This is a genomic window from Gelidibacter pelagius, assembly GCF_017581925.1.
Classification (GTDB): domain Bacteria; phylum Bacteroidota; class Bacteroidia; order Flavobacteriales; family Flavobacteriaceae; genus Gelidibacter; species Gelidibacter pelagius.
Map to the genome: position 1 here is coordinate 198609 of NZ_JAGEVG010000004.1, position 19199 is coordinate 217807.

General features: G+C 38.2%; 11 protein-coding genes. 7 read left to right on the plus strand and 4 right to left on the minus strand.

Features of this window, described 5'->3' with window-relative positions; all coding sequences use genetic code 11:
- Positions 1 to 243 precede the first annotated feature (243 nt).
- Both J4051_RS05230 and J4051_RS05235 read left to right on the plus strand, forming a co-directional pair.
- Positions 244 to 1197 carry a Fic family protein gene (locus J4051_RS05230; RefSeq protein WP_208232800.1) on the plus strand — a complete coding sequence of 318 codons (954 nt, stop codon included), beginning with the start codon at positions 244 to 246 and terminating at the stop codon, positions 1195 to 1197.
- A gap of 79 nt (positions 1198 to 1276) precedes the next feature.
- Entirely contained in the window at positions 1277 to 2893 is a 1617-nt protein-coding gene (locus J4051_RS05235) for an amidohydrolase (protein ID WP_208232801.1), read from the plus strand.
- A gap of 114 nt (positions 2894 to 3007) precedes the next feature.
- Here the strand turns inward: J4051_RS05235 and J4051_RS05240 are convergent, their stop codons facing one another.
- Positions 3008 to 3703, minus strand: a complete 696-nt coding sequence (locus J4051_RS05240; RefSeq protein ID WP_208232831.1) for a class I SAM-dependent methyltransferase — start codon at positions 3701 to 3703, stop codon at positions 3008 to 3010.
- A gap of 343 nt (positions 3704 to 4046) precedes the next feature.
- Here J4051_RS05240 and J4051_RS05245 point away from each other — a divergent pair, with 343 nt between their 5' ends.
- A complete protein-coding gene (locus tag J4051_RS05245; protein ID WP_208232802.1) occupies positions 4047 to 4952 on the plus strand; it encodes a hypothetical protein in 906 nt (301 codons plus the stop codon).
- A 46-nt stretch (positions 4953 to 4998) separates the two neighbouring features.
- On the opposite strand, the gene J4051_RS05250 is transcribed toward J4051_RS05245, so the two are convergent.
- Positions 4999 to 6288, minus strand: a complete 1290-nt coding sequence (locus J4051_RS05250) for an exo-beta-N-acetylmuramidase NamZ family protein (RefSeq protein WP_236027237.1) — start codon at positions 6286 to 6288, stop codon at positions 4999 to 5001.
- A 21-nt stretch (positions 6289 to 6309) separates the two neighbouring features.
- Here J4051_RS05250 and J4051_RS05255 point away from each other — a divergent pair, with 21 nt between their 5' ends.
- A complete protein-coding gene (locus J4051_RS05255; protein ID WP_208232804.1) occupies positions 6310 to 7545 on the plus strand; it encodes an ABC transporter permease in 1236 nt (411 codons plus the stop codon).
- Between the two features lie 297 nt (positions 7546 to 7842).
- Positions 7843 to 8823 carry a PLP-dependent cysteine synthase family protein gene (locus J4051_RS05260; RefSeq protein WP_208232805.1) on the plus strand — a complete coding sequence of 327 codons (981 nt, stop codon included), beginning with the start codon at positions 7843 to 7845 and terminating at the stop codon, positions 8821 to 8823.
- Between the two features lie 842 nt (positions 8824 to 9665).
- Here the strand turns inward: J4051_RS05260 and J4051_RS05265 are convergent.
- Positions 9666 to 15731 carry an alpha-2-macroglobulin family protein gene (locus J4051_RS05265; protein ID WP_208232832.1) on the minus strand — a complete coding sequence of 2022 codons (6066 nt, stop codon included), beginning with the start codon at positions 15729 to 15731 and terminating at the stop codon, positions 9666 to 9668.
- A 248-nt stretch (positions 15732 to 15979) separates the two neighbouring features.
- Between J4051_RS05265 and J4051_RS05270 the strand changes: the two genes are divergently transcribed.
- Both J4051_RS05270 and J4051_RS05275 read left to right on the plus strand, forming a co-directional pair.
- Positions 15980 to 16933, plus strand: coding sequence for a tetratricopeptide repeat protein (locus J4051_RS05270; protein WP_208232806.1), 954 nt, complete (start codon positions 15980 to 15982; stop codon positions 16931 to 16933).
- A gap of 146 nt (positions 16934 to 17079) precedes the next feature.
- Positions 17080 to 18435, plus strand: coding sequence for a UDP-N-acetylmuramate--L-alanine ligase (locus J4051_RS05275; protein ID WP_208232807.1), 1356 nt, complete (start codon positions 17080 to 17082; stop codon positions 18433 to 18435).
- Positions 18436 to 18714: 279 nt separating this feature from the next.
- Here J4051_RS05275 and J4051_RS05280 read toward each other — a convergent pair whose 3' ends face one another.
- On the minus strand, positions 18715 to 19143 hold the full coding sequence (locus J4051_RS05280) for an FKBP-type peptidyl-prolyl cis-trans isomerase (protein WP_208232808.1): 429 nt from the start codon (positions 19141 to 19143) through the stop codon (positions 18715 to 18717).
- Positions 19144 to 19199 lie beyond the last annotated feature (56 nt).

The following is a 19199-nucleotide window of genomic DNA, read 5'->3' on the forward strand; positions in this document are numbered from 1 at the left end:
TGAAACATAAACGCTTAATTTTCTTTACTAATTTGAATGCCAAATTAAATCATCGTTCATCATGGGCAATCAGCGTCACCTGTTTGAACTGATGGTTAGGCTTACGTTCCATTAAAGAATTGTATTGCTCATTGTTGAAAATAAATATTTCCCCGTTAAAATGGGTTCTTGCGATTTTCAATCATATTAATATCGGATAGATATAATTTAGATAGTATCCGATAAAAAGAGTATCTTTGTTAAGTGAAACATTTGGATTTAACATATCGTGAAGAAATGACGCCTATTTTTGAGCGTCTTGAAATGAAACTGGAGCAATTAAAAAAGCACCGACCTTTGCCTTCATTGGCCTTAAACAAAATCAGGGAGGCTTTGACTGTTGAGTGGACCTATAATTCCAATAGTATAGAAGGTAACACTTTAAGTTTAAGAGAAACCCAAATGGTATTGCAAGATGGCATTACTATAAAAGGGAAATCACTCCGAGAGCATTTTGAAGCAAAAAACCATGAACGAGCCATAAACCTTCTTTATAAATTAGTAGAACGTCGTGAAACACTTTCCATTCATGACATCCTTTCTTTACATGGACTCGTTTTGAATTCCATAGAAGAAGAATTTGCGGGAAGACTTCGCAACGGTGGTGTGCGTATTTCAGGAGCGAATTTTGTGCCTCCAAATGCCGTAAAAGTGTCTGGTTTGATGGATGATCTTTTAACTTTTACGAAAGAGAATCCTTTAAATTTGAATGTTATTGAACTTTCTGCCGTATTTCATCATCGGTTTGTTTGGATACATCCATTTTTTGATGGAAACGGTAGGACCGTACGGTTGGCCATGAATTTGTTGTTGATGACCCATGGATTTCCGCCTGCTATTATTTTGACAAATGATCGAGTGAAATATTATACAGCGCTTAATGATGCCAACAAAGGACGTTATGGAAAGTTGATGCTTCTTATGTCCCAGGCCATAGAGCGTACCTTAAACATTTATCTGAATGCTTTGCCAGGGAACACCTTAGAATATACAGAGATTTCCAATTTGGTAGAAGAAGAAAATCTTCCCTATGGTCAGGAATATATCAGCCTTTTGGCTCGTACAGGAAAGATAGATGCTTATAAGGAAGGCAGGAATTGGTTGACTACAAAGGAGGCTATAGATGATTACGTGAAAAACAGAAAACGTAAGAGATAAGTTTTGAAAAGCATTTCATTTGGAATGCTTTTCTTATTTTTACAAGACAATCAATATCCAACTCAAACCATTCATTAAGATGAAAAAACTATTAGTTCTCCTTTTTTTAGCCCTTATTTTTTCTTGTGAAAACGAAAAAACTGAGGTTGATTCGATTATTATCAATGCTAATATTTATACGGTAAATGACAATTCGGACAAAGCCGAAGCCTTCGCCATTAAAGATGGAAAATTTCTTGAAATAGGGAGTGCCAAAGCTATTCAGGAGAAGTATGCTTCCAACAATATCATCGATGTTAATGGGAAAACCATTGTTCCGGGGTTTATTGATGCACACTGCCATTTTTTGGGATTGGGGCTAAACCAACAATCTGTCGATCTAGTAGGTACTAAAAGTTTTGAGGAAATAGTTCAGCGCATCAGCGATTTTCAGAATGAGAAAAACCTCGACTTCATAACGGGTCGTGGTTGGGACCAAAACAATTGGGAGGTCAAGGAATTTCCAAATAAAGCCTTGTTGGACGCCTTGTATCCTGATACGCCAATCGTCCTAACACGTATTGATGGACATGCTATTTTAGCTAATCAAGCCGCTTTGGATTTGGGCAATGTGACTGTTGACAGCAAGGTTGACGGTGGAGAAGTGGTTATTGAAAATGGAGAGCTGACAGGAGTATTAGTAGATAACGCCGAGAATTTGGTGATGGCCCATTGGCCGAAATCTTCAAAAAAAGAGTTGATAAACGCACTTTTGGATGCTCAGAAAATTTGCTTTGATTATGGATTGACCACTGTAGATGACGCTGGTTTATCTCGACAAGCCATTGAGCTTATCGATAGCTTGCAACAATCTGGCGATTTGACTATCCGCGTTTATGCGATGGTTTCTGGGTCAAAGGAAAATGTAGATTATTATTTGAATAAAGGTGTTCGTAAAAACGATAAACTCAACGTGAGCAGTTTTAAGTTTTATGCCGATGGTGCTTTGGGTTCAAGAGGAGCAATGTTAAGAGCTCCATATAGTGATAAGCCAAATCATTTTGGTTTGATGGTAACGGATTTGGAAACTTTTAATGATGCTGCAAAGCGGATTGCAAATTCTGAATTTCAGATGAATACTCATGCTATCGGCGATTCTGCTAATCATGCGGTATTGCAAACCTATAATAAAGTACTAAAGGGTCAATCTGATAGACGCTGGCGTGTGGAGCATGCGCAAATTGTATCACCAGAAGATTTCGAACTCTATAAAAACGTGATGCCATCGATCCAGCCAACACATGCCACATCCGATATGTACTGGGCAGAAGACCGTTTGGGATCAGAACGTATTAAAGGTGCTTACGCTTATAAGCAATTATTGGACGCTTATGGGAAAGTTGCTTTGGGAACTGATTTCCCGGTGGAGCAGGTGAGTCCGTTTTTAACCTTTTATGCCGCAGTAGCACGTCAGGATTTGGAGTCGTTTCCAGAAGGTGGCTACCAAATGGAAAATGCATTGACCCGAGAAGAAACTTTAAAAGGAATGACGCTATGGGCTGCGTATTCAAATTTTGAGGAAAATGAAAAGGGAAGCATCGAAAAAGGTAAATTCGCCGATTTTATCATCCTTGATAAAGATATAATGACCGTTGAGGTTCATGAGATCCCGAACATTAAAGTGGAAGGAACCTTTGTGGGCGGGGAGAAGCAATAAGTACCTGCTATTTCTTTAATTATTACACAGAGGAGTTATACAGAAATACCTTAATTTACAATTAATTCTCTGCGTACCTCTGTGACTTCTCCGCGAATCTCTGTGTAATAACCGTTAATAAACTCGTGCCAAATAATCATAATGCTCACCCTCCATCACCAATTCACATTCTAATCCCACCGATTTGCAAGCCGTCAACAAAGTTTCGAAATCCAGATAGAGCCAGGTTGTAAGGGGTTCTGATTCGCCTTTATAACTGACAAGATAATCGAGTTCGCCATAGTAATTGGCGTTCAGGTCTTGCCAAATCCCGCCATCCTCATCCTCATACATGTATATGATATCTGTGGAATCGAGTAATATCTGACCTCCAGGATTTAATAATGACTTGAGATGGTTCAAATAGAGGGGGACTTTTGAGAGTTCCTGAAAAATTCCACTACCATTCATCAATAACAAAATGGTATCAAATTTTTCAGTTTCTTCTAAAAGAGCAATTACTTCTACATTTTTAAGTCCACGTTTTCGCGAAACCTCAATGGCGCCTTCAGAAACGTCAATAGCTTTTACTTCAAAGCCTTGTTCCTGAAGATACAACCCGTGACTTCCTGCGCCGCAGCCGACGTCCAATACTCTTCCTTTGGCAAGTTCCATGGACTTCTTCTCTAATATTGGCATTTCCTCATAGTTTCTGAAGAGGAATGGCAGTGGCAATGCATCTTCATCAGAGATATTTGTCGCTGTAAAAACGTCTTCAGTGTAATTCCCGTTATAATAATCCAATAATGCTTTTCCAAATATATCTCTCATGGCATTTTTTTTCATTTCCATAATGCTGGAAATTTTAAGTTCAAAATGTGCTATTTTTACACTCTATAAGATTGCTCCCAGAATCTCACAGAGCAGAGCAAAGATACATATAAGGAAAATGAAAACTTCTCTCAGATAGTCGAAAGTGAAAGAACATTTATTTTTGAGGTTTTTCAATCGGCGCTGCGATCATTCAGATAAGTAGCAAGTTTGTAGAGGAGATACATTGGGTCTTAAATGAAGGTATCAGCTCAGTAATGAATTTGTGATAAAAATGTTGTTGTTTTGTCAGAATTATTCTATACTATAGCAGGAGTGAAACAGCGTAATAAATTATAAACTTATGAATTTCAAAAAAGGCGTTTTAATTTTACTGTTAACCATGTTAACGTCCAATATTTGTTTGTCTCAGGAATGGATGACTTCTTTGGAGGCTGCAAAACGTACGGCCTTAGTTCAAGATAAATTTTTGTTCATGATTTGGGAAGAAGCTGCTTCAATTCCATACCCTGCCATTATGAATGATACAGATGGGAACGAAATATTGTTTGACGACTTGTTTAAAAATGAAGAGATCACTCGGATTATTTGGAAATATTTTGTGCCAGTAAAAGTAGACGAAAATCTTTATAGAGAATTATATAATGAGATTAAAGACACGAAAAGCAGAAGTTATATGCTTCAATTTGAAGATGATAATATTAAGATTATGGATCCCAATTTAAATATTGTCAATACCTCATTTTCCCCTGAAGCTTATTTTAATTTATCCCAATTCATAACCAATTATGGTTTGAGTACTTCTTATCTGAATGCTGAGTTACGTAATTATTCCGAGCACAAAAATTTTGGAACTGCTTATCGGTTGGCTTCAAAATATATGGATTATGCTATTTTGGTTAATCAAAAAACAAGAAAAGACATTGTGAACTTAAGTCTGAGGTATTTGGACGATGCCGAAAGATATTTATTAACTGATAGTATCAATGGTACGAAGCATTTTGAAGATAAGATCAGCCTATTGAGATGGTCACAATACCTTCTTCAAAATAGACCAAAAAAGGTGCTAAGATTACTGAGAAGATTTGACGTTACAGAAATTGATGAAACCACTGAATCTCTTCTTGCTTTCGTTTATTATACCGCGTACCAACTTAGAAAAGATGAAAAAAACTCAGAGCTGTGGAAAAGTAAAGTTTCTTTAGTCAATGTGAGGAAAGCTCAATTGATTACCAATCTTCATTTCTAAATAACTTTCAAGGCCTTATAAAGGATCGTGAAACCAATACCTTATTCTATTGGTACAGTACATAGTTGTTCCGAATCTTTTTAAAATCTTCAAGTCCTTTTGACCAAGTGGCTTTAATCTCTTTTTCAGAAAGCCCCTTTTCTATTTGCTCCTGAAGTTTTGTAGTGCCAGCCAATTTCACAAAAAACGAATTAAAGAATTTGATCTTATCCGTCGTATGTGCATAAGCATCAATAACATAATCTAAATTTATCCCTGGTTTAACTTCAACTTGCGTTAAATCTTCTCCATAACATTTTTTTCCTTGTTGAGGTGGGGTTTTTGCACCTTCATTAGGTTGTGGCGTGAAGCTAAAAGTAAAGTGACTCTTGTTTAAGTCGGGGCTGCCGAAAATTTGGAATTGCTTATTTGTCCCGCGCCCGACACTCACATTGGTGCCTTCAAAAAAGCACAAGCTTGGATATAAGGCAATGGATTGGTCATTGGGTAAATTTGGCGATGGTTTAATAGGTAAACTATAAGGCGTTTGGTGTGTATAATTTGCCATCGAAATAACGGTCAATTGACATTGCACACCATTATTTAGCCATTTTTCGCCATTGATCATTTTTGCATATTCGCCAATGGTCATCCCATGAGCGATTGGGATAGGATGCATTCCCACAAAACTGGTATTTGCTTTTTCTAAAACTGGCCCATCTACGTAATGGCCATTTGGGTTAGGCCTGTCCAAAATAATAAGTGGAATGTTGGCCTCCGCACAAGCCTCCATGACATAATGCAAAGTAGAAATATAGGTGTAAAAACGTACCCCCACATCTTGAATGTCAAATACTAAAACATCCAATCCCTTGAGCTGTTCTGGTTTTGGTTTTTTATTGTCGCCATAAAGTGAAATGATGGGCAACCCTGTCTTAGGGTCGAGACCATCCTGAATTTTCTCACCAGCATCAGCGGTACCTCTAAATCCATGTTCTGGGGAAAAAACCTTTTTTACGTTGATGTTTAAACTAAGTAGTGAATCAACAAGATGGGTGTAATCTCCGTGATCATTCTTTCGGTTTTTGTCCTTAAAAATAACACTCGACTGATTCCCAACAACACCAACCCGTTTGGTTTCTAATAGTTTCAGGTAGTTTTCCGTTTGATTGGCGCCCACTTCTATAGTCGGCAGTAGCAAGTCTTCAGTAGGCAGTTTACTTTTGTATGTTTTTTGATCTCCGTCGACCACCTTTGTACTTTGTACTTCATACTTTGTACTCTTAGTTCCATTTCCACAAGAAATCAATACCAAAACAATCACCGTTATTATCGGGAATAATGTATTTTTGAACATCTTTAATCGCATCTTAAAATTTTGAATTACGAGTTTTTTATAGCTAAACGTATTATAGGCAGTAAAGCGTATAAAAGTAGTGTATCGGCCCCAATAATAAAAATTGGTATTGCGGCCATTGCTATTGGTATTGTGGTGATGCTTATCGCCATTGCTACTGGAATCGGACTTCAGCAAAAAATAAGAGATAAGGTGGTGGCTTTCAATGGCCATGTGACCATTACTAATTTTGATAGTAATGTGTCTGATGAATCAGAAATTCCAATCAGCAAAAACCAAGATTTTTATCCGGAATTCAAGAGCGTTGATGGAATTAGGCATGTTCAGGCAACAGCTACCAAATTTGGCGTCATTCGCACATCAACTGATTTTGAAGGGGTTGTTCTCAAAGGTGTTGGATCAGATTATGATTGGCGCTATTTTGAAGAGTTTCTGCTTGAAGGAAGATTGCCAGATTATAAGGGTGAAATGAGCAATGAAGTTCTGATTTCACAATATTTAGCCAACCGATTGCAATTCAAGTTGGACGAGAGCTTTCAAATGGTTTTTAAAAAGGAAAGCATTGATGAGATGCCCTTTTTACGTGCTTTTAAGATCGTAGGGATCTATAATTCCGGTTTTAAGGAGTTGGATGAAAAATTTCTAATGGGTGATATTCGCCATGTACAGCGACTCAATAAATGGAATGAGGATCAAGTTGGAAATTTTGAGGTGTTCATTGACGATTTTAAACAGATTGATACCAAAGGAATGGAAATCTACCAGAATATCCCTTCTGATCTTGATGCAACAACTGTGGAGCAAAAATATATCTCTATTTTTGAGTGGATCAGTATTTTTGACAATAATACTTATGGCATTATCGGGATCATGATTCTTGTGGCTGGTATTAATATGATCACAGCATTATTGGTGCTCATCTTGGAACGCACCCAAATGATTGGCATTTTGAAAGCTTTAGGAAGCAATAATTGGAGCATTAGAAAAGTGTTTTTATATAATGCAACCTATTTGATTGGGTTGGGATTATTCTGGGGAAATTTAATCGGATTGGGAATGTTGTTTGCACAAAAATATTTTGGTTTGGTGCCGTTAAATCCCGAAGTCTATTATGTTTCAGAAGCTCCTGTTTATCTCAATTTGGACTATGTTTTGTTGTTGAATTTGGGAACCTTCATTGTGTGTTTATTGATGCTTTTAATTCCCTCCGTGATCATCACTAAGATTTCTCCGGTTAAGGCGATGCGGTTTGATTAGTTCAGTTTGCGGTCAGCAGTCGGCAGTTTGCAATCAGCAGTTCGCAGTCAGCAGTTAATAGATAGCTGAATTTCTCCCGCAGATTGCGCGGATTGGCGCAGATCTCTCAACGAAACACTGTGCGTCTCAGTGAAACTTTGTGCAATAACTTTTGATGATTTTCCCGCAGATTGTGTAGATTGGTGCAGATCTCAAAAAACTTTATGCATCTCCGTGATTTCTCTGTGAATCTCTGTGTCACCTACAATTTAATAAATCAAAAATTCCACTTACCTTTGCATTCTTAAAATAAAACGCATGCACTACGCAGAAAATATTCTTGAAACCATTGGGAATACTCCTTTGGTCAAACTCAATAAATTAACTGAAGATTTACCATGTTTAGTTTTGGCTAAATATGAAACCTTCAATCCCGGCAATTCCGTTAAGGATCGAATGGCGGTTAAAATGGTTGAAGATGCTGAAGCTGACGGCCGATTGAAGCCTGGAGGTACTATTATAGAAGGCACATCTGGAAATACGGGAATGGGATTGGCCTTGGTGGCCATCGTGAAAGGTTACAAATGTATTTTTGTGATGAGCGATAAGCAATCCAAAGAGAAAATGGATATCCTCCGTGCGGTTGGTGCAGAGGTTGTTGTTTGTCCTACCGATGTAGCACCAGACGATCCAAGAAGTTATTATTCGGTAGCCAAACGTTTGAGTGAAGAAACGCCGAATTCTTGGTACGTGAATCAATACGATAATTTAAGCAATACAAAAGCGCATTACGAAAGTACAGGGCCTGAAATCTGGAAACAAACGGGCGGTAAGATTACGCATTTTGTGGTAGGAGTAGGGACTGGCGGAACGGTTTCTGGCGTTGGCAAATATCTGAAAGAACAAAATCCGAATATCAAAGTCTGGGGAATTGATACCTATGGCAGTGTTTTCAAAAAATATCACGAGACCGGAATATTTGACGAAAACGAAATTTATCCTTACGTAACCGAAGGGATTGGTGAAGATATTCTTCCTGAAAATGTCGATTTTGATATTATTGACGGTTTTGAGAAAGTGACTGATAAGGACGCCGCAGTTTATACCCAATTATTGGCGAAGAAAGAAGGCATGTTCTTAGGCAATTCTGCGGGAGCCGCCATTAAGGGTCTATTGCAATTGAAAGAACATTTTACTAAAGATGATGTGGTGGTGGTTTTATTCCATGATCATGGCAGTCGTTATGTGGGCAAAATGTTCAACAACGAGTGGATGAAAGAAATGGGGTATATTGATTAAATTTTAATAGAATCAAGACCGCTTCGCTATTAGAATCTGGTCTGCCCGTCCGTAAATTTTTTGAAGGTGGGAATCAAGATTGCTCAGGTATTGATAATCCTTCGGGCTTTTATTTTTCTGTGAGCCAAAAAAACTCCTTTTCTTGCGGAAGCGAAGGAGTTTTTTGATTGGACACGGTTCAAGATTTAGTTAAAAATCAAACTTTTGCCACTTCTTGCTTCTCGGTTAATTTTGTTATTTGTCTACATTTAAAAACTTAGCAACCAACTAACTTCTCCTCCTTTTTAAGGAGGAGTGGCTTCTGCTTCCGTAGAGAAGCAGAAGTCGAAGTGGTTTTTAGTTTGGCTCAATTCATTAGTCCTTGTTATTCTCTTTAATTCTTAAATCGTCGCTTTTGAATAAACCCTTCCGTCTTCATCCCGTATCAGCGGGATGAATCCACCTTCCCTTTGAAAGGGAAGGAATTTTTGTTTGAGCTGCGTTTGCTGTTATAATGAAAGAGTATACTTTCATTTCTAACTTCTCGTCAGTTCCTGTTTCTCAATTAGTTTTATTATTTGTCTACATTTTAAAAATGTGGCTCCCACCAACTTCTCCTCCTTTTTAAGGAGGAGTGGCTTCTGCTTCCGTAGAGAAGCAGAAGTCGAGGTGGTTTTTAGTTTGGAGCAATTCAATAGTTCTTGTTATTCTCTTTTATTCCTAAATTATCGATTTTTAGAATAAACCCTTCCGTCTTCATCCCGTATCAGCGGGATGAATCCACCTTCCCTTTTAAAGGGAAGGAATTTTCAGGGCATCTGTAAGATTGAAAGTATGACGATAAACTTAATTTTTCCAGTGTTTTAGTTTACATTCACTCTCATCCCTTCACTATGACTCGTAAACTCCGGCGCATACATGCTTTGAATGGTCGTGATGCCATTGCTCATATCGCCGCTGTTATTCACGCGTAAATCGTATTCAAAAACGTAGATGCCTTTTGGTAAATAGTCGAAGAAGAAATTTGTGGCAGCGTCTTTTGTGCTTTCGTAATAACCCAGTCCGTCTTGGTATTTATAAGTAGACAACACATTGACGGGTTCGAAACCTGCCGCACGCATATCTTTCATATGTAAGAATTCCATGTCCCTATCGCTTCGTAATTCGATTCGTACCCTTACCAAATCGCCAACTTTTAAGTCGGTTTTAGAAGTGATTTCTGAAAGCTGTTCACCTTTGTCGGTATTGGATTTTAAGAACAGTTTTTTCTTCAATTGCAAAGGTGTTTCGGCAAAAGTTATTTTATCCAAATCCTCAAAATACTGCCAGTACAAACTTCCCCAGGCAATACCGTCGCCTTTTTTGGTCAAGGTAACATTTGCCATCTCTGGTTTTATTTCAGAGCCATCCCAAGCCGTTTTGTAGTAGCCAGTTCCCGCTTCTACTTTGACGTTCTCTAATTTTGAAACTTCTATTTTTTCGCCACCCAAAGTAACATCTACCATGTCGGTGACGCTCAACCAATCGCTGCCTTGCAATAACAATGCGTAAACCGCTTCGGTAGTAGCCTTGGTTGTTTTCCAACTGTTGGTCTGCTTATTCTTAAGCAACCAGATTTTTAGATTATCAATTGTCCGCACGTCATTTTGAATTTCAGAAAAAGCTTCAATCATGAGTGCTTGGGTTTCAATCGGCGCCTGGTACCAAAACCATGACGCTTTATTACTCTTCCAATACATGCCCATTTCGTCAGAAGTAATACTATTCTCTTTTAGGGATTTTAGTATTTTATCAGTTGTTTTAGAATCTTTGGTACGGTGCGAAACCATCGCCATTAGTCCTTTTGCGTACAACGATCGACTTAACCAATACTTCTGGATATGGGTTTGGTAGTAAGCCGTTATGGTTTGCACCTCTTTGTTTTTGGCGATTTCAGGAAAGAAGCTACGCATGTAGAGATAATGCAATTGGGTGTAGCTTAAATGGTCTTTGCTCAAATCCACGTTTTTATCGTATTTGCGAAGGTCTTTGTATTCTTGGACAAATTCCGCATCAAGATAGGAGATGGCTTTTTTGATCATTTCATTGGAGAACTCTTTGTCTTTAGAGGACTTGACATTGAGATGATCTAAATGCCCAAAACCAACAATAATCTGTTGTGTAATAAATCGGTTTGGTCGTCCGCCTTCAAACCACGCCCAAGCGCCGTTGCTCATTTGATTGTTTTGAAGTTTGCGTTGCGCCGACTGCAATTCGTTGTTCATCTTGTTCATGTCGAACAATAGAGCAATGCGTTTCTTTTGTTCCGTTTCAGATTGGGCATCGCGCAACCAAGGGGTTTCTTCAATAAGAAGACTTTTCAGTTCTTCATTTTTTTCAAGATTACTGATTAAGGCATCCTGTGAAGCCCATTGATCAAATACTGCTTTAATTCGCGGATTGCTGTTGGCAATATGACTTGCCAAGGCATTGGCGTAATATCTACTAAAGATTTGTTCGTTGCATTCGTACGGATATTCCATTAAGTAAGGTAAGGCCTGAACGGCATACCACGCTGGATTGGAGGTCATTTCCAAGGTCAATTTATGATTTTTAAGCGTTTTGGAGTTGTTGACAGCGTTTGTCGCAGCTAATTTGTCCAAAGTAAAAGTGCGTGTTTCATTCGAGCGTATCCACATCGGTAAGGTTTCCGTCACCAACATTCTGTTTGAAAGTACAGGCAGTAAGTTTTGTTCGCCATCACTAAATGCACCTGATTTTGCGATCACTTTGTATTGGACGGCGTCTACATCATCAGGAACGGTAAGGCTCCAAGTAACTTGGGTGTTGCCTTTGGCAGGTACAATAAAAGCCCCCTCTAACTCCCCCGAAGTGGGAGAACTGGCTTGTTTGCGAATAATTTTATCAGAGATATCTTTACCTGAAATAGCATCAAATAGTTGGAGTATTGCTCTTCCAGATAATGAATTCTCGGTAAGATTGGTAATTTTTGTGCTTATTGAGATTTGATCCCCATGACGTAAGAAACGAGGTGCATTCGGGATCACCATCAATTCTTTTTGAGTGACGGTTTCCATAGTGGACGTAGCACTTTCTAAGGTTTTGGTATGCGCCAAGAGTTGCAATTTCCATTTTGTCAATGCTTCAGGTGTTGTGAAGCTGAAAGACACATCGCCGTCGGCATCCGTTTGCAATTGAGGAAAGAAGAATGCCGTTTCTTGAAGGTTTTTACGGATGGCAACGGATTGCAAGTCTTCTTTTGGCTCAGGTAAATCAGTAGAAGGTTTGTTTGGCTGTTCAGTTGTTTCATTGTCTGTTACGACAATTTCATCCAAGCTTGACTCTGATTCTTCAGCGATCATATTGGATTTCTCCAATTGAACACCAGAGGCACTTCCTCTAACCATTGGCATCATATTATATCTGCCTCGACCAAAATATAACCCGAACCAATCCCACTGATCGTAGCTTTGATAAGGGTAGCTCAAATTGTTGGTCGGTAAATAGACGTTAAAATTAGTACTTCCAAAGCTTTGGATGGCGCGTCTTTGGTTGTGGCTATAATAAATAGGTTGATATAATGGGCTAAATTGCCATTGATGTGGTTGAAACTGATCTAATGACATATCATACATGCTTGCCAATAGTTCAGCGCTCACTTTATCGCCTTGTGGCCCTTTGATGTTGAAACTCCAGGTTTCGTCTGTTCCTGGTTCTAATTTGTCCCTAAACGTTTTCGTTTCAATGGTCAACTCCGATTTTGGATATGGGACTGCAATGGTCTGTGTCCCGGTTTGAAAACTGTTGAAGGCCGCAAAACTGTAATGTATTGCGAAACCGCCCAAATCGGCATCGGTCACAGGAATCGTAATTGATTTTTTATTGTTGCTCAACTGCAGAATATAGGTGTTGATAATCTTTTGACCTTTTTCAACATCCACGGTAATCGCTACGTTTTCTGCGGCAGAGCCAAAGGTGATGATCACATTTTGACCTGTTTTATAAGTGGACTGATCCGTACTTAAACTAAACAACTGATTATCCGGAAGCGTTTTGTCATCAGGACTGAACACAAAAGTCCGCGCTTGATCTTTTACCAATTGACCAAACCGATCCTTACTTTCTAAAATAATGATGTAATTGCCAGATTCCCATTTTTTAAGGTTTTCCAATTTGATATCCTTCGATTTTGAAGTGTCAAAATTGGTCTCAAATACCATCTTGGCTTTCTCCCATGTTTCGGGATTGTGCTCATCTTGATACGCTTCATGAGGAAATAATTTTTTAAATTCTTCTCGGGATAAAGCTTGATAATCTGGTGCAGACCACGGGCGTGGTCTTAAAACTTCTTTCGGAGATTGGAGTTTATAAATTTTGATAGTGCCTTGTGCGGCAACAAATTCGCCATTCAAGTTTTTTGTACTTAGAGAAAGTTGATGGTTTTTTTTCGATTTATCCAATTGGTTCTCTATACTTATGTTGGCTAAAAGCGCATGGTAACCAACATTCACAATGGTAGTAGTACTGCGGGTTTCACCATTTAAATCTGTAACGTCCGCCGTGATTTCATAATTGAATACCGGGAGACTGCTTTTGTCCACACTTTCATCAGGAATAGCCTTGAATTTTATTTCGAAATTGCCGTTCTTGTCCGTCATGCTTTCGCCATGGGCAATTTCTTGCGGTTCACTGTTAAACCACGGTCTATACCAGTAATACCAACGCGGATACTGGACTTTTCTATGCACTCGGTAGACTACTTTTGCATCCGTAATCGAACTGCCAGCATAGGCTAAAGCATTTCCTTTTATCGTTACAGAATCATTGATTTTGAAGGTTTCAGTGATTGGAAGAAGTTTCGTTTCAAATTTTGGACGTTTGTATTCTTCAACAGAAATGTTTGCATATCCAAGGCTACCTGCTTGCATGCTTAGACTAAATTGACCGGTTAATCCAGTGTTCGGCAGAACGAATTCTCCAGAGACTGAACCATAATCGTTGGTCTTGAGCTGCAGTTCCTTGACCACTTCACCATTAACATTGGTGAGCGTCACTTTGGCCGATTGATTGGCATAAACCGTGGTCTTTTTGTTTTCTGTTTTTGTGGCAATCCCCTTAAAATAGACAACTTGACCAGGTCTGTAAACACTTCGATCTGTGAATAAAAATGAATGATAACTAATCTGTTTTTGATTAGTGTCTCGGTTGTAATATCCTTGGCTATAATAACCCTTGAAGTATGCGGTGTCTGAATTGTTGACCGCTGTGATATCCATGTTATAATAGTGATTCTTGGAATTCTCCATGCTGAATTCCCCATTTTTATCTGTTTGAAAATTGAGCGTTTTGTACTCGTTATTGTAATTGATTTGGTATCTAACCGTCACTTTTACACCTTCAATTGGCTGGCCATTGGTTCTATTGATCAATTGAAAAAGCTCTCTATTGCTATCTGATTTAGTTACCAAAGCCATATTGGTCACTTGAAAGGTTTTGGTGGAGAAAAATCCATCGTTCGAGACATCTGGAGTCGCCACAATAAGATACTGTCCGTTGCTCAATTTTGGAACCACAACTTCGGTAGTGTGCACCTGAAAGTCCTTTTCATCCTTGAGCTGCTTGTCCCATTCTTCCGTTACCTTTAACTTTTTGATAAAGGCATAACGTTCATCTTGACGGTAGGTCTTATTGAAGCTCTCTAACTGTGATGGTGATAGTTTATAAACTCTAAATTTTAAACTGTTTAAATTTGAATAGCGAACCAATATTAAGCTGTTATCTTGAATAGGAACACTATTCTCAGCAGTCAACTGTAAGAAGGGATTTGAAATGATATTCTTTAAAACAGCACATTTTTCTGCACCTTTACTTTTCGGGAAATTTTCATTTACAGAATCACAGATAGCAATGGCATCTTTGATTTTCCAACGGACATCAGCATTGGTTTTAGGATCGTAACTTTGACCTTGTTGATGGTATAATGATGCTATTTCGAAATCGTAAAGTGCAGATACTTCATGGTTTTTATATGAGGATGAAGCTTGTTTGAGACTCTTCAAATAGACAGCGTCCTTAGCGTTAAAGGTAGCGTTGTTTTTAACGAACTGGAGTCGTTGAATATCAACATCTGCTAAAGCGTAAGGCTCTTTGTCTTTAAGATGAAATGCGATTAAATTTTTGTAAATCTTTAAAGCTTTTAATTGTAAGGATGTGGAATCTCGATGGGTGATGTCCAGCCTTGAAAAAGTCTTGGCATCCGATAGAAACTCAGGATTATCAATCTGAAATTTATAAGCAGGTTGAGTGATGCTGGTTTCATCGGTCTGGTAAAAGGCTAAGGCATTGTGATTTAAAAAATCAAACAGCGTAGGCCTAAATAGCTTCGAGTCGTTTGCTTTGTGCAACAATTCATCATAATTTACCAATGGAGTTTCTTGAAGGATCAATCCGTTCTTAAGCGAATTTTGATAATGAACATCAATTTCCGCAAACAAGGTCTGTAAATCCCAAGTTCTGAAATCGTCCGCATCAACTTTGCTTTCCGTATGGGTTCGGTTATAAAATTGATATCGGTTTTGCTGAAAATATTGCCAGTATAAATTGGCGAGCATATTCTCAAGAATGTTCTTGGTCGGAATTTCGCCGTTTGTAATCTGCGATTTAAAATCGTTAATAATTTTAAGTTGTGCATCTTCTTCTAAAACGAGTGCATATTTGCTTTTATACAGTAAACTTTTGATGTGCTGGGACGTATTCTTATCGGCGACTGCCAATTTTGAAATTTGTTCGGCAACGGCCAAGGCTGATTTGGTCAAACCTTCATTTTCATGTTTTTCGACCTCTTGCCAGAGTTTTTCGTAATTGTTGGATTGTGCCTGTGCAAAATTCGCAAAAAATATGACCATAAATAGGGCTATAAACTGTTTCATCATTTGAATTGATTTGAATCCTTAACATGGATTTATGTGTAAGTTAACACGATTAGACCTCTTGAAAAAGACGAAATGCGCCACACCTACGTTTGATTGAGTGAAGTTAACGAATTCTGAAGTTAACTTTATAACTTTTTATGATTTAGCAAAAACAATACCAGAACAAATTAAAGGTTAGAGAATATCGAATAGCTAATATCGAATAGTGCTTGAGAATGTTTATTTTTGAATTCAGAAACTTCACTATGAAATTCTCTATTTACATTTTCTTTTTTTCATTGACAGCGGTAAGTCAAACTGACTTTCAAAAGGCTGAACAGTTTTTAACTGACAAACAATTTTCAAAAGCTGAAATATTGATGAGAAATTATGTGAAGGAGAATCCAAATAACCTTGCTGGAATTGAACTTTTGGGCGATGCGTATGGCCATCAGAAAAAATGGGAAGGCGCAATAGAGAACTATAAGAAATTGGTGGAGGCGAGTCCTAAAACGGCTAATTATCATTACAAATATGGTGGTGCATTGGGCATGAAAGCCTTATCGGTTAATAAAATGAAAGCGCTATCGATTATCGGAGATGTAAAACAGGCTTTTATTACCGCAGCAGATCTTGATCCAAAGCATATTGAAGCCCGTTGGGCATTGGTGGAATTGTATATGCAGTTGCCGGGAATTATTGGAGGTAGCATGAGCAAGTCGCTTAAATATGCTGATGAATTGCAACAACTTTCTAAGGTAGATGGCTATCTGGCAAAAGGCTATATCTATCAATACGATAACGATTTAAAAACCGCTGAAAAATATTACAAACTAGCCGTGGAAGAAGGTGGTTCCTTAACATGCTATGAGAAGCTCACCAACTTATACGAAGCCCAAAAGCAACCAGATAAGGCCATTGCCAATATGGAGGTAGCTCAGGACAGGCATGATAGTAACAGCCTAAATTACGAAATAGGGAAGATGGCTGCGGAAAACAACACCCAGTTGAACAAGGGAGAAAAGCATCTCCATCTGTATATCACTAATTACTCTGTGAAAGATGAGGTGCCAAAAGCATGGGCAAATTACCGATTGGCGCAGGTTTATAAACTTAAAAACCATAAGCCTGATGCGTTGAAATATATCGAACTTGCTATTGCTGAATTGCCAAAGAATCAACTTTTTCAGTCGGAAAAAACGGTCATTCTTAAACTCTGACTTTTTATCGCCACGAATACACGAATATTTTTGTTAATCTCTCTGTGACACTCCGCGTAGCTCAGCGTAATTACTTTCCATCTTCATATAAAATCATTCGCCATTCGCATCAAAAAAACTATCTTTGAAGTCTTCAAAATTAAACTATGAATGTACATTTTATAGCCATTGGTGGCAGTGCCATGCACAATCTCGCCATAGCTTTGCACAATAAAGGATATCAGGTCGCAGGAAGTGATGATGAGATTTATGAGCCTTCAAAAACAAGATTAAAGCAGAAAGGTTTGCTTCCAGAACACTTTGGTTGGTTTCCTGAAAGAATAAATGGTTCAATTGATGCCGTGGTTTTGGGAATGCATGCCAAAGCCGATAATCCGGAATTACTAAGAGCACAGGAAATAGGCTTGAAAATTTATAGTTACCCTGAATTTTTGTACGAGCAGTCCAAACATAAAACCCGCGTGGTGATTGGCGGCAGTCATGGCAAAACAACAATTACGTCTATGATTCTCCATGTGATGGACTATCACGATAGGGATGTCGATTATATGGTAGGGGCGCAATTGGAAGGCTTTGATGTGATGGTGAAATTGACCGATGATAATGATTTTATAGTTTTAGAAGGTGATGAATATTTAAGTTCGCCGATTGACAGACGCCCAAAATTCCATTTATACCAACCCAATATTGCTCTGTTGAGCGGAATTGCTTGGGATCATATCAATGTATTTCCAACCTATGAAGGTTATGTAGATCAGTTTAAAATCTTTGTGGATTGCATTGTCAAAGGCGGAAGCATTACCTATAATGAAGAAGATGATGAAGTGAAAAGAGTAGTGGAAGCTTCAGAAAACACCATTAGAAAATTACCTTATCATACACCAGAATATACTGTAGTAAATGGAGAAACACTTTTGGAAACTTCCGAAGGACCTTTGCCAATTGAGATTTTTGGAAAGCATAACTTAAATAATCTCGCAGGAGCCAAATGGATTTGCCAGCACATGGGCGTGGATGAAGACGATTTTTACGAAGCCATTGCCAGTTTCAAAGGTGCCAGTAAACGTCTTGAAAAAATAGGAGAGGGTGAAAACAGTCTTGCATTTAAAGATTTTGCACATTCTCCAAGTAAAGTTGAAGCGACCACCAATGCTGTCAAAGAGCAGTTTCCTGACAAAACTCTTGTTGCTTGTTTAGAGTTGCATACGTTCAGTAGCTTGAATGCCGATTTTTTAAAAGAATATAAAGGCACCTTGGATGCCGCTGATGTAGCGGTTGTATTTTATTCGCCACATGCGGTTGAAATTAAAAAACTGAAGGAAGTGACCCAAGCACAAATCACCAATGCATTTGACCGCGACGATTTGATTGTTTATACAAATCCTGACGATTTTAAGAACTTCCTGTTTTCGCAGAAATTTGACAACAAGGTCTTGTTGTTGATGAGTTCGGGTACTTATGGCGGATTGGATTTTGAGGAAGTGAAAGACTTGATGGTCTAATGCTATTTTCTCCTGTAGGCCTACCTGTCAATAGGTTTGGCGAATTTTTCAGAATGTTTTGGAAGCGTAAATTAACTATAAATTCCAATCTTGTAACTATCTCTCAACAAATTTGCTGGCCAGTCGCTAAATTAAAGATGGTTTTGCAGAATTCATCTGCGAGCATCTGCGTCATCTAAGGGAAACAAAAACACGCACGGATCTGAATTTTTAACACCAATATTAAAAAAAGCCATTCACGATAAGTAAATGGCTTTTTGAAATAAAAATATGTGTGATTTATTTGATTTCAACCAATTCTAAATCGAAAACTAAATCTTGACCAGCTAGTGGATGGTTGCCATCAACAACAATATGGTCTTCTTTAACTTCTACAACTCTAAACTGATGCTCAGTACCGTCAGGAGCTTTTGAAGCTAATCCCATACCAACTTCTGGTTGGATATCCTGTGGCAATTGATCTTTTGTAACTTGATGAAAAAGTTCTTTTTGGATATCCCCATAAGCTTCCTCTTTTACGATTTCAACTGTTTTTTTCTCGTTCACTTTCATATTGATGAGAGCATTTTCAAAACCAGGAATCAGTTTGCCTTCACCAACAGTAATTTCTAAAGGCTCACGCTCTAAAGAACTGTCAAAAACTTGACCATTGGTTAACTTTCCTGTGTAATGTACTTTCACTGTATCATTTTCTTTTACTTGACTCATAATTGTGTTTTTGTATTTTAATAAAGTACAAAACTACTGTTAAAAGAATAAAATGA